Here is a 12,896-nt window from a genome sequence, read left to right on the forward strand (position 1 = left end):
TATTTCGATGTCGAGACAGGCTTCACTACAACACGTTCAGAACGAGCAGACGTCAACCGATATTCAAGACAGGCCGTAGAGCGTCCAGAACTGCATTCCCAAGCAGAGCGTGCGGAACGATAGGTGACAAAGAGAACGCTTCTCGTCGACATTTTTGCGGGAATAAAAAAACGCCCCGAAGGGCGCTTGAAGATTCGCCCCGACCAAAGGAGCAGGGAGCTGCCGCAGGGCGAATGGGGGTGCAGCGGTTTAGGCATCAACGGCATCAGCCCTCGGACTTGGTCGACCGCTCGGTCTTGGCGTTGTCGTCTGCATTGACGTAGCGCTCGGCCTTGTTGCTGCTGGTCTGTTCCTTGAAGCGCAGCTCCTGTGCAAGGCGCATCTTGTCGGCAGCCGGGCTGGCGTATTCGTTGCCGTCGTCGGCGAAGGCTGCGGTGGCGGACAGGGCAGCTACCGCGAAAACCATCGACTTGATCAGTTTCATCATCATTACCTCTTTCGGTGTGTAAGGAGTTCCTTAAAAGCTCAGTGCTCGTCAGGGATGAAACAAGGCTACGCCGCACTGGCTAACAGGAAGGTGAGCGAACAATGACAATACTGTTAGAAAACTGACAGTTACGAGATAACCGATTTGTAATGTTTCAGCCACTTTCTGGTTAGTGTGCGCTTGTTAAGGTTGAGCCACATTCAAACGGAGACAAAAGAAAATGCGCACCGCCAAATCGTTGTTACTTGCTCTGGTTATTCTTTCACCCCTGAGTGCTTTTGCTTACACCACTGATGAAGTCAAAGCCACCACAGTGATCAAGGAACACCAGGCGAGCGTGGAGAAATATGCCGCCGTCCATAACAAACCCATGCCGGAGATCAAGGAATACAAATACGGAATGAAGCTCGACGTCGCCAAGCTCATTCGCAAGTCACCGGACCTGCAGACGTGTGCGGTTATGCCGAAGCTGATGACCTACGAGGACTCCAAAGGCAAGCTGAACACCGTGCAGTATCAGGTCCTGGGCGGGTGCAGAAACAGCCAATGATTCTGAACCTGCCAGGGAGGCCACCCACCGCTGCATCCCCCCTCAGCCCGGACCGTCATCCGGGCTGACTCTTTTGCATTTGTCACTCGTCACAAAGCCCCCTCCTACAGCGCGCCTGACTGTTTATTCCTGCCTTTTTTGCAACATCACCGTCTTTACGTGGTCAACGCAGACCCGTATGTCGTATCGCCATGTGTCTGGAAGACGATCAGGTCCATCCAACACAGTCTCGGTTATGGCGATCGAGAAACTGCACTCACGGATTTTGGAATGACGGATGCTTGAACTCGCTGCTGGTTTTATCTGCCTCACTGCACTGCTGACCTATGTGAACTATCGCTTTATCGGTCTGCCCCCCACCATCGGCGTGATGGTGACTGCGCTGATGTTCTCGTTGCTGCTGCAGGGGTTGAGCTTTCTGGGCTATCCCGGCCTGGAAGATCGCGTGCAGCAACTGATCGGCCAGATCGACTTCGGCGACCTGTTAATGAACTGGATGCTGTCCTTCCTGCTGTTTGCAGGGGCACTGCACGTCAACCTTGGCGATTTGCGAAGTTACCGCTGGCCCATCGGCCTGTTGGCGACGTTTGGCGTGCTGATTGCCACGACCGTGATCGGCGCACTGGCCTACTGGATCTTCGCCCTGTTCGGCTGGCACGTCAGCCCGCTGTACTGCTTGCTGTTTGGCGCATTGATCTCGCACACCGACCCGATCGCGGTGCTCGGCGTGTTGCGGACTGCCAATGCGTCCAAGCCGCTCAAAACAACTATCGTCGGTGAATCGCTGTTCAACGACGGCACGGCGGTAGTGGTGTTCACCGTATTGCTGGGCATTGCGCAACTGGGGGAAACGCCCACGGTCGGAGAAACTGCGCTGTTGTTTGTCCATGAAGCGGTCGGCGGCGTGCTGTTTGGAGGCCTGATCGGTTACGCCGTGTACCTGATGATCAAGAGCATCGAGCAGTATCAGATCGAGGTCATGCTGACTCTGGCGCTGGTCATCGGCGGCTCGGCGATGGCTTCCGAACTGCATGTTTCAGGCCCTATCGCGATGGTCGTGGCCGGGCTGATCATCGGCAACCTGGGACGTAATCTGGCGATGAACGACATGACCCGTCGTTACATGGACGGTTTCTGGGAGTTGCTGGATGACATGCTCAACGCGCTGCTGTTCGCGCTGATCGGCATGGAGTTGTTGCTGTTGCCGTTCTCGTGGCAGCACCTGATCGCTGCCAGCCTGCTGGCCGTGGCGATTCTGCTGTCGCGCTTCGTGACCGTGGCACCGGCGATTCTGCTGCTGCGTCGCTGGCGCAATGTGCCGCACGGCACGATCCGCATTCTGACCTGGGGCGGCTTGCGCGGCGGCGTCTCGGTGGCATTGGCACTGGCGCTGCCCACCGGGCCGGAACGCGACCTGCTGTTGAGCATCACCTACATCGTGGTGTTGCTGTCGATCCTTTTGCAGGGCCTGACCATCGGCAAGCTGGTGCATGCCGTCACCCATTCACCGCAGGCGAAAGACCCGGCAGAACACTGATCAGGCCAGTGCAGCAGCGCGTCGGTATTCACTGGGCGTCTGCTGCATTTCCACCCGGAAGTGCCGGTTGAAGTTGGAGAGGTTGGCGTAGCCGACTTCAAAGCAGATGTCCGACACCGACATCTCGCTGTGCAGCAGCAACCGGCACGCGCGCTGGACCCGCAGTTTGCGCATCAGGTCAATGAAACAGTGGCCGGTGGTACGTTTGAAGAAGCGCGAAAAGCCCGGATCACTCATGTCCAGCCGCTGCGCGATGACCGACAGCCGAATATCGCTGGTCAATTCCGTGAGCAGGTAATCGAACGCCTTGTTGATCCGTTCCGAGCTGCGCGCATCCAGGGTCGGGGCATACCAGGCGCTGGCCAACTGACGAGCCTCCTGCGATGGCGCTTTCATCAGCGTATTGACCAGTTGCAGGAACAGAATCAGCCGCTCCAGCCCTTGCGCGGGCCCGATTTTCTCCAGCAACTCTGCAGCCTGCTTCGCGGTAGCGCCGGAGAACTCCAGCCCGCGACGTGCCCGCTCGAACAGGTGCTGCAGGTCACCCATTTCAGGCAGCGTACCGCGCAATGCCAGAAGCGCAGCGCCATCGAACTGCAGTACCACGTCGCGCCCCGCTAGATGCTCTCCAGCGGCCAGGTCACCGATCCAGTCGTGGGGCAGATCCGGGCCGATCAGTGCCACGTGCCCGGCACTGAATTCACCGATGTAATCCCCGGCCACCAGCTTGCCGCTGCCCTGACGGATCAGATGGATTTCGAATTCCGGGTGGTGGTTCCAGCGCGCTAACGCGTAGGGATAGTCGTGCTCGTACCAGCGAAAACAGTGGTCGGGTTGCGGGAGAATGACCTCAAGCTCGGCAGGACGATGCTCGAACAAGGCGGCTCGGCTGTCAGGCACTGGATGCCCCTTTTTATCGTTATGAACGCTCTATGGACACCCAAACATACGCCCTTGCGCGCGACCAGTGCTAGCGCGGGTTCAGGTCGACGCCGATACTTTTTTGCTTTCGGACGGTCGGCCACTGCTCGGTTAAAAAAGTATCAGTCCGGGGCTCCCGATGCGTTTGTCCGGCCGTGCGCGGGCTGCTGTAATCGAATCGTCCACCAAGGCCGCTCAGCCGTGGTCAACAACAAAAACAATAACTCCCGCCCCAAGGCGCGGAGTGGAGAGCACTACGATGAATATTCAGAAAGCACTTTTCCTGTCCGCAGGCGTGTCTGTCACCCTTCTCGGCGCGGCCGTTCAGGCGGCCGAAACCGTGACCATCGCCACGGTGAACAATGGCGACATGATCCGCATGCAGCGCCTGTCGAAAACCTTTGAACAGCAGCACCCCGAGATCAAGCTCAACTGGGTGGTGCTGGAAGAGAACGTGTTGCGCCAACGCCTGACCACCGACATTGCCACCCAAGGCGGCCAGTTCGACGTGTTGACCATCGGCACTTACGAAACCCCGCTGTGGGGCGCCAAGCAGTGGCTTGAACCGGTCACGGCCCTTCCCGCGGAATACGATTTGGAAGATATATTTCCGTCGGTGCGTCAGGGGCTGTCGGTCAACAACACCCTCTATGCCCTGCCCTTCTATGGCGAAAGCACAATCACCTATTACCGCACCGATCTGTTCAGGCAGGCCGGCCTGAGCATGCCCGAGCACCCGACCTGGACACAGTTGGGCGAGTTCGCGGCAAAGCTGCATCAACCTGACAAGGGTGTATACGGCATGTGCCTGCGTGGCAAGGCCGGTTGGGGCGAGAACATCGCGCTGCTCAGCACCATGGCCAATGCCTTCGGCGCGCGCTGGTTCGATGAGCAGTGGAAGCCTGAATTAAACAGCCCGGAATGGGCCAATGCCGCAAACTTCTACGTCAACACCCTGAAAAACTACGGCCCGCCGGGCGTGTCGAGCAACGGTTTCAACGAAACACTTGCGTTGTTCAACAGCGGTAAATGCGCGTTGTGGGTGGACGCCAGCGTGGCCGGCTCCTTCACTACCGACAAGGAGCAAAGCAAGGTGGTCGACAGCGTCGGCTTCGCGCCGGCGCCGGTTGAGGTCACTGACAAGGGGTCGTCATGGCTGTATGCCTGGTCGCTGGCGATACCGGCCACCTCCAAGCATAAGGACGCAGCCAAGGCCTTCATCACCTGGGCGACCTCTAAAGAGTATATCGACCTGGTCGCCAGGACCGATGGCATCTCCAACGTGCCGCCCGGCACCCGGACCTCCACCTACAGCGAGGCCTACCTCAAGGCTGCGCCGTTCGCCAAGGTCACGTTGCAGATGATGCAGCACGCTGACCCTGCACACCCCTCGGCCAAGCCGGTGCCTTACGTGGGCATCCAGTACGTGACCATTCCGGAATTTCAGGCCATCGGCACCTCGGTCGGCAAGCTGTTCTCTGCCGCTGTGACCGGGCAGACCACTACTGAGCAGGCGCTCACCGCCGCACAGGCTGTCACCGGGCGCGAGATGAAACGTGCCGGTTACCCGAAGTAGACCGGCAGCCCCCACATGTATTCGACGGATGATGAACCCATGAAACGACTTGAAGGTAAAAGCGCGCTGATCACCGGATCCGCGCGAGGTATCGGGCGGACTTTTGCGCAGGCATATATTCGCGAAGGAGCCAGCGTGGCGATTGCCGACATTGATCTGCAGCGCGCGCAGGCCACGGCCACTGAACTGGGACCGAACGCCTATGCGGTCAGCATGGACGTGACGGATCAGGCGTCCATCGATGATGCCATCGCTGCAGTGGTCGTGCAGACCGGCAAGCTGGACATTCTGATCAACAACGCCGCGCTGTTCGACCTGGCGCCAATTGTCGATATCACCCGCGAAAGCTACGAGCGACTGTTTTCGATCAACCTCGCAGGCACGCTGTTCACCTTGCAGGCTGCTGCAAAGCAGATGATTGCGCAGGGTCACGGCGGCAAGATCATCAACATGGCCAGCCAGGCGGGACGGCGTGGCGAGGCCTTGGTGGCGGTGTATTGCGCGACCAAGGCCGCTGTGATCAGCCTGACGCAATCGGCCGGCCTGGACCTCATCAAACACGGCATAAACGTGAACGCCATCGCGCCGGGCGTGGTAGATGGCGAGCACTGGGATGGCGTCGATGCGATGTTCGCCCGCTACGAGAACCGGCCTTTGGGCGAGAAGAAAAAACTGGTGGGCGAGCAGGTGCCCTACGGGCGGATGGGCACGGCAGAGGACCTGACCGGCATGGCCATTTTTCTGGCTTCACCGGACAGTGATTACGTGGTCGCCCAGACCTATAACGTCGACGGTGGCAACTGGATGAGCTGAGCACCGACTGTTGCAGCGATGAGCCGGACTGCGCAAAAAAGCCCGGACACCGCTTCCATTGCCGAGGCGATTGGCTAAGATGCGCGGACCGCCTGCTGGCCGAGGCGGCTCATTGATGCACAGGAGCACGAATGTCCATTGAAGAGGAGATCGCCATTTCCGGCGGTACACCTATGATTCCCGATCAGCGCCGGGAGCTGATGCTGCGCCAGTTGCGCAAGCATCAGGTGCTCAGCGTTCATCAGTTGATGGAGATGTTCGATTGCTCGCACATGACCATCCGTCGTGATATCGCTCAGCTGGAACAGGAAGGCCGCGCCTACTCGGTCACTGGCGGTGTGCGTATTGCCAGCCAGGTACACAGCGAGCCCAGCCACCAGTCAAAGGCGGTGATCGAACTGCCGCACAAGCAGGGTATGGCGCGGCTGGCAGCAGGTTTGCTGCACCCGGACATGACGATTTACCTGGACGCAGGCACCAGCACGCTGGAAATCGTGCCGCATATCGTTGCCCTGTCGGGCATGACGGTTGTGACCAATGACTTCGGCGTGGTCAACGCACTGGCTGATGCGGCGCATGTGGATGTAATCCACACCGGCGGGCTGCTCGATCACCCGAACCGCTCCAGCGTCGGCGGCCTGGCTGCCGCAACGTTGCGACAACTGGCAACCGACGTGGCGTTCATGTCCACCAGTTCGTGGGACCTGCAACGCGGTACCACCACGCCTTCGGCACTGAAGGTCGAGGTCAAGCAGGCCGCGATGCAATCAGCGTCACAAACCGTGCTGATCGCCACCAGCTCCAAATACGGCACTTTCGGCATGTACAAGGTGGCTGGACTCGAGCAGTTCGACACCATCATTACCGACGCAGCCCTGGCCGAAGCCGCCGCCGACGGCATTCGCAAACAGCGCATCGAGCTGCTGCTGGCCCCAGTGGGCAATCGCACAAAATAGCTTGCCGACAAGCACGCTGATGCCGGATGGCACAAATAGCAGGCATAAAAAAACCCGGTCTCGCGACCGGGTTTTTTGTGTCTAGCCGACTAACTGATCACTCAGTTGCCCGACTTCTTGGCAGCGCGGGTACGCTCGCTTTCGCCAAGGATTTTCTTACGCAGGCGGATCGACTTTGGAGTCACTTCGCAGAGTTCGTCTTCTTGTACGAATTCCAGCGCTTGTTCCAGAGTGAAGCGGATAGGCGGAACCAGAGCGATGGTTTCGTCTTTACCGGAAGCACGCATGTTGTCGAGCTTCTTGCCTTTGGTTGGGTTTACACCCAGGTCGTTGTCGCGGCTGTTGATGCCGACGATCTGACCTTCGTACACGTCTTCGCCATGACCCAGAAACAGCTTGCCACGGGCTTGCAGTGTTTCAAGGGAGTAGGTCAGCGCCTTGCCGGTAGCAACCGAAACCAGAACGCCGTTCTGACGGCCGGACATGTCGCCAGACTTCATCACGTCGTAACGGTCGAAGATGCTGGTGAGGATGCCTGCGCCGGAAGTCAGGGTCAGGAATTCGTTACGGAAACCGATCAGGCCACGAGCAGGGATGTTGTATTCGAGACGAACACGGCCCTTGCCATCCGGAACCATGTTGGTCAGGTCGCCCTTACGGATACCGATCTGCTCCATGATCGAACCCTGGGATTCTTCCGGCAGGTCGATGGTGACGTTTTCGAACGGTTCGTGCTTGACGCCATCAACCATGCGGATGATCACTTCAGGACGACCGACACCCATTTCGAAGCCTTCGCGACGCATGGTTTCGATCAGTACCGAGAGGTGCAGCTCACCACGGCCGGAGACCTTGAACTTGTCGGCGGTGTCGCCTTCTTCAACGCGCAGGGCAACGTTGTACAGCAGTTCCTTGTCCAGACGTTCCTTGATGTTACGGCTGGTGACGAACTTGCCTTCTTTACCGCAGAACGGCGAGTCGTTTACCTGGAAGGTCATCGAAACGGTAGGTTCGTCAACGGTCAGCGGCTTCATCGCTTCAACGTTCTGTGGGTCGCACAGGGTGTCGGAGATGAACAGCTCTTCGAAGCCGCTGATGCAGACGATGTCGCCGGCAGCTGCTTCTTCGACGTCTACACGGTGCAGGCCGTGGTGACCCATCAGCTTCAGGATACGACCGTTACGGCGCTTGCCGTTGGCGTCGATAGCCACAACCTGGGTGTTTGGCTTGACCTTGCCGCGAGCAATACGGCCAACGCCGATAATGCCGAGGAAGCTGTTGTAGTCCAGTGCCGAGATCTGCATCTGGAACGGGCCGTCACGGTCGACGGCGGGTGCCGGAACGTTGTCGACGATGGACTGGTACAGCGGGGTCATGTCTTCAGCCATGTCGGTGTGTTCCAGACCGGCAATGCCGTTCAGGGCCGAGGCGTAGACGACTTTGAAGTCCAGCTGTTCTTCGGTGGCACCCAGGTTGTCGAACAGGTCGAAGATCTGATCCAGAACCCAGTCCGGACGCGCGCCTGGACGGTCGACCTTGTTGATGACCACGATTGGACGCAGGCCGGCTTCGAAAGCCTTTTTGGTCACAAAGCGGGTTTGTGGCATAGGGCCGTCTTGGGCATCGACCAGCAGCAGCACGGAGTCGACCATCGACATCACGCGCTCTACTTCACCACCGAAGTCGGCGTGGCCCGGGGTGTCCACGATGTTGATGTGGTAGCCATTCCAGTTGATCGCGGTGTTCTTCGCGAGAATGGTAATACCGCGTTCTTTCTCCTGGTCGTTGGAGTCCATCACGCGCTCGTCGTTGAGCTCGCCGCGCTCCAGAGTGCCGGATTGACGCAGGAGTTTGTCTACCAGGGTGGTCTTACCATGGTCAACGTGAGCAATGATGGCGATGTTACGTAGATTTTCGATCACTTGTGTATCTCGATCAGAGGATTCGGTCTGCTGACTGTTAAGGACAGCGATTACTATTTCGAGCCGGCAAAAGCCGTAACGGCATGACGACTGGTGTCGGGGGGCCGGTGACGCAAGCCACAGGCAAACAGCCCCGGGCACTTAGCTCGGTCGATAAACGCGCACATTGGCATGCCCCTCACTGAGCAAATGGTGGGCATGCAGGCGACTCATGACGCCTTTGTCGCAATACAACAGGTACTGGCGTGTGTCATCCAGTGCCTTGAAGCGGCTGTTCAATGCGTAGAACGGCAACGTCTGTATCTCCACGCCGGGCACTTGCAGCGGCTGGTCTTCCTGGGCATCCGGGTGACGGATGTCGATGATGACCTGACCGGCCAGCGCCTGGCTGACTTCTTCAATGTCGACATTGCGGCTCAGATCGTCGATGACCCGATCGATCGAAACCAGCTTCGCGCGCTCGAGCGCTTGCTCGAGGATCGCCATGTCGAACTGTTTTTCTTCGTACTCAACGCGGTTACGCTTGGCGTTGGTCTTGGGGTTGACCGAGATCACCCCGCAATACTCAGGCATGTGCCGGGCAAAATCAGCGGTGCCGATTTCAGTCGCCAGGTCCACGATGTCCTGCTTGTGAGTAGCAACCAGCGGCCGCAGGACCAGCTTGTCGGTCGCCGCGTCAATCAGCGACAGGTTGGGCAGCGTCTGGCTGGCAACCTGGGAAATCGCTTCGCCGGTGACCAGCACGTCGATTTCAAGACGATCAGCCACGGCAGATGCAGCGCGTAACATCATACGCTTCAAAACTACACCCATATGACTGTTATCGACTTTCTGCAGAATTTCTCCGAGAACTTCCTCGAACGGTACGCTGACAAACAGCACGCGCTGCGAGCTGCCGTACTTTTTCCAGATAAAGTGCGCAACTTCCATCACGCCCAGTTCATGGGCACGTCCGCCCAGATTGAAGAAGCAGAAGTGCGCCATCAGGCCGCGACGCATGATCTGGTAGGCCGCAACGGTCGAATCGAAACCGCCGGACATCAATACCAGGGTCTGCTCCAGCGCGCCGAGCGGGTAGCCGCCCATGCCTTTATGCTGGTCATGAACCACAAACAACCGTTGGTCGCGAATTTCCATCCGCACGACCAGATCAGGCTTTTTCAGCTCGATTCCGGCAGCGCCGCATTGCATGCGCAGCTTGCTGCCGACGTATTTCTCGACGTCCATCGAGCTGAAATCGTGTTTTCCGGCACGCTTGCAACGCACTGAAAACATCTTGCCCGGCAGCAGGTCGGCATAGTGCAGTTTGCACTTGGCAACGATGTCATCCAGATCGCCCAGCGGGTACTCGGCCACTTGCAGATAGTTGGCGATACCCGGCATGCAGCTCAGCCGATCCCTTATGCCCTGCAGTACTTTGGGGTCGGTCAGGCGGGTTTCGACCTCGAGGTTGTCCCATACGCCACCCACGACAATGTCCGCGTCCAGTTCACGGAGCACGGTACGAATGTTCTTGCCCAGCTGCCGGATGAATTTCTTGCGCACCGGCGGGCTTTTGATGGTGATTTCTGGAAAAACTTTAACGATTAGTTTCATGGAAACAGTGGGTGAGGTGCCGACCAAAAAAGGGGGGCGCGGATTATAGCGGAAATTGCTCAGCGTTTAACCAGTTATCGTACACCCGATCATTCGCGCACCAAAAAGAGACGCCGCACCATTTTGAAGCGCCATTAAGGTGCGTACTCTTCTCGTCTGACGCGTTTTCGCCCCCTGAAAGGCTGCACTTGAGGCAAAAAACCCAACACGGGGCACTGGCATGCAAATTGCTCCCTTGTGAGGCAGGTTGCCTTGGCAGAGTATTCGCGCCGGCACCACCACATTTCAAGGGGCCACAACTTTACCAAGTCGGTCCCTAGCCACCCGGAGGACACCATGTCGAAGTCGGTTCAACTCATCAAAGATCATGACGTTAAATGGATTGATCTGCGCTTCACAGACACCAAGGGCAAGCAGCAGCACGTCACGATGCCTGCGCGCGATGCACTGGAAGACGACTTCTTCGAAGTCGGCAAAATGTTCGACGGTTCCTCCATTGCTGGCTGGAAAGGCATCGAAGCCTCCGACATGATTCTGCTGCCGGATGACGAAACTGCCGTTCTCGACCCGTTCACCGAAGAGCCGACCCTGATCCTGGTCTGCGACGTCATCGAACCTTCGACCATGCAAGGCTATGACCGTGACCCGCGCGCCATCGCTCACCGTGCCGAGGAATACCTGAAGTCCACCGGTATCGGCGACACCGTTTTCGTGGGTCCCGAGCCAGAATTCTTCGTATTCGACGAAGTAAAGTTCAAGTCCGACATCTCCGGCTCGATGTTCAAGATCTTCTCCGAACAGGCTTCGTGGATGACTGACGGCGACGTCGATGGCGGCAACAAGGGCCACCGTCCTGGCGTCAAAGGCGGCTACTTCCCGCTGCCACCGGTCGACCACGACCACGAAATTCGTACCGCAATGTGCAACGCCCTGGAAGAAATGGGCCAGATCGTGGAAGTTCACCACCACGAAGTTGCCACTGCCGGCCAGAACGAAATCGGCGTGAAATTCAATACGCTGGTCAAGAAGGCTGACGAAGTTCAGACCCTCAAGTACTGCGTACACAACGTGGCCGACGCCTACGGTCGTACTGCTACCTTCATGCCGAAGCCACTGTACGGTGACAACGGTTCGGGTATGCACGTGCACATGTCCATCTCCAAGGATGGCAAGAACACCTTCGCAGGTGAAGGCTATGCCGGCCTGTCCGACACTGCCCTGTTCTTCATCGGCGGCATCATCAAGCACGGCAAGGCCCTGAACGGCTTCACCAACCCGTCGACCAACTCCTACAAGCGTCTGGTCCCGGGCTTCGAAGCTCCGGTCATGCTGGCCTACTCGGCCCGTAACCGCTCCGCATCGATCCGTATTCCTTACGTCTCCAGCCCACGCGGCCGTCGTATCGAAGCACGCTTCCCGGACCCGGCAGCCAACCCGTACCTGGCGTTCGCCGCACTGTTGATGGCTGGCCTGGACGGCATCCAGAACAAGATCCACCCTGGCGACGCCGCTGACAAAAACCTGTATGACCTGCCGCCTGAAGAGGCCAAAGAGATCCCGCAAGTTTGTGGCAGCCTGAAAGAAGCCCTCGAAGAACTGGACAAGGGCCGTGCGTTCCTGACCAAGGGCGGCGTGTTCAGCGACGACTTCATCGATGCCTACATCGAGCTGAAAAGCGAAGAAGAAATCCGCGTTCGCACCTTCGTACACCCACTGGAATACGAGCTGTACTACAGCTGCTGATCCAGCCACGCCAGCATTGATGGTGTGACAAAAGACCTCCTTCGGGAGGTCTTTTTTTTGCCTGACATTCACAGCGTGAATTTTTGTTCACACCGTAACGCTGGCTCTGGTAAGCGACCTGGAGTTAAATCTGCGTCTTCCCAATAGACCCGAGATGGAACTGCCATGCGCCTGCTTCTGGCCACTTCCCTGCTGACCCTGACATGCATGTCCTCCTGCTTTGCGTTCGCCGCCGAGCAGAAACCTTCTGTCATCGAGCCGCTGCTGCAAGCCATCAGCGAACGCCTGACCATTGCCGATCAGGTCGCCCTGAGCAAATGGGACAGCGGCAAGGCTGTCGAGGACCCGCCCCGCGAGCTGCAAGTGATCAGCGCCGCGCAGGCTCGCGCTGCGGAGTTCAAGCTGGACCCCAATGACGTTCAACGCCTGTTCCGCGCGCAGATAGAAGCCAACAAACAGGTGCAGAACGCCCTGCTCGCACAGTGGCACGCAGCGGGCAAAGCCCCTGACACCGTCAGGCTCAGCCTGGTGGATGACATCCGCCCGAAACTCGACCGGCTGCAGACTCAACTGTTGCAGGCCTACGCGGACTTCCAGCCGCTGCGCAAGAGTGAAAACTGCAAGCTCCAGCTGGACGCCGCGCTGAAGCGCTACCAGACCGACCCGATTCATGATCAGGCGCTGATCATGGCCACTGCGGATCTGTGCTCGGCAAAGCTCTGACACATCAGGCGGATAGCGCAGCACAGGACGATGTGTTCTATGCTGACGGCCATTCGTGCCCCTTGTCGTCGA

11 protein-coding genes are annotated in these 12,896 nt (G+C 58.3%); 7 read left to right on the forward strand and 4 right to left on the reverse strand.

Features of this window, described 5'->3' with window-relative positions; translation table 11 throughout:
• Positions 1 to 265 precede the first annotated feature (265 nt).
• A complete protein-coding gene (locus ALO43_RS30775) occupies positions 266 to 490 on the reverse strand; it encodes a hypothetical protein (RefSeq protein WP_024670506.1) in 225 nt (74 codons plus the stop codon).
• Positions 491 to 707: 217 nt separating this feature from the next.
• On the opposite strand from ALO43_RS30775, the gene ALO43_RS19935 reads away from it, so the two are divergent.
• Together ALO43_RS19935 and ALO43_RS19940 are read left to right on the forward strand one after the other, a co-directional pair.
• Positions 708 to 1,037 (forward strand): DUF2790 domain-containing protein, encoded by a 330-nt coding sequence (locus tag ALO43_RS19935; protein WP_005896239.1) that lies wholly within the window; start codon positions 708 to 710, stop codon positions 1,035 to 1,037.
• Between the two features lie 277 nt (positions 1,038 to 1,314).
• Complete coding sequence (locus ALO43_RS19940; protein WP_054997946.1) at positions 1,315 to 2,574, forward strand: cation:proton antiporter; 1,260 nt, start codon at positions 1,315 to 1,317, stop codon at positions 2,572 to 2,574.
• Here the strand turns inward: ALO43_RS19940 and ALO43_RS19945 are convergent, their stop codons facing one another.
• Positions 2,575 to 3,474: an AraC family transcriptional regulator gene (locus ALO43_RS19945; RefSeq protein ID WP_024670507.1), complete on the reverse strand. Its 900-nt coding sequence runs from the start codon at positions 3,472 to 3,474 to the stop codon at positions 2,575 to 2,577.
• Between the two features lie 280 nt (positions 3,475 to 3,754).
• Here ALO43_RS19945 and ALO43_RS19950 point away from each other — a divergent pair, with 280 nt between their 5' ends.
• The 3 genes from ALO43_RS19950 (at position 3,755) to ALO43_RS19960 (ending at position 6,840) form a co-directional block, all read left to right on the forward strand.
• A complete protein-coding gene (locus tag ALO43_RS19950) occupies positions 3,755 to 5,071 on the forward strand; it encodes an ABC transporter substrate-binding protein (protein ID WP_005896234.1) in 1,317 nt (438 codons plus the stop codon).
• Between the two features lie 39 nt (positions 5,072 to 5,110).
• Complete coding sequence (locus tag ALO43_RS19955) at positions 5,111 to 5,884, forward strand: L-iditol 2-dehydrogenase (protein ID WP_005896231.1); 774 nt, start codon at positions 5,111 to 5,113, stop codon at positions 5,882 to 5,884.
• Positions 5,885 to 6,015: 131 nt separating this feature from the next.
• The gene (locus ALO43_RS19960) at positions 6,016 to 6,840 is read left to right on the forward strand and encodes a DeoR/GlpR family DNA-binding transcription regulator (protein ID WP_005896229.1); all 825 of its coding nucleotides are present in this window, start codon (positions 6,016 to 6,018) and stop codon (positions 6,838 to 6,840) included.
• Between the two features lie 101 nt (positions 6,841 to 6,941).
• Here ALO43_RS19960 and typA read toward each other — a convergent pair whose 3' ends face one another.
• Together typA and thiI are read right to left on the reverse strand one after the other, a co-directional pair.
• Positions 6,942 to 8,762 carry a translational GTPase TypA gene (gene typA / locus ALO43_RS19965; RefSeq protein WP_005896227.1) on the reverse strand — a complete coding sequence of 607 codons (1,821 nt, stop codon included), beginning with the start codon at positions 8,760 to 8,762 and terminating at the stop codon, positions 6,942 to 6,944.
• Between the two features lie 141 nt (positions 8,763 to 8,903).
• A complete protein-coding gene (gene thiI / locus ALO43_RS19970; protein WP_005896225.1) occupies positions 8,904 to 10,358 on the reverse strand; it encodes a tRNA uracil 4-sulfurtransferase ThiI in 1,455 nt (484 codons plus the stop codon).
• Between the two features lie 336 nt (positions 10,359 to 10,694).
• Here thiI and glnA point away from each other — a divergent pair, with 336 nt between their 5' ends.
• Complete coding sequence (glnA, locus tag ALO43_RS19975) at positions 10,695 to 12,101, forward strand: glutamate--ammonia ligase (RefSeq protein ID WP_005896223.1); 1,407 nt, start codon at positions 10,695 to 10,697, stop codon at positions 12,099 to 12,101.
• 165 nt (positions 12,102 to 12,266) lie between these two features.
• Positions 12,267 to 12,824 (forward strand): chorismate mutase, encoded by a 558-nt coding sequence (locus ALO43_RS19980; RefSeq protein ID WP_005896221.1) that lies wholly within the window; start codon positions 12,267 to 12,269, stop codon positions 12,822 to 12,824.
• Positions 12,825 to 12,896: the final 72 nt, after the last annotated feature.

Origin of the sequence: Pseudomonas tremae, assembly GCF_001401155.1 — a bacterium.
In the GTDB taxonomy this organism is placed as follows: domain Bacteria; phylum Pseudomonadota; class Gammaproteobacteria; order Pseudomonadales; family Pseudomonadaceae; genus Aquipseudomonas; species Aquipseudomonas tremae.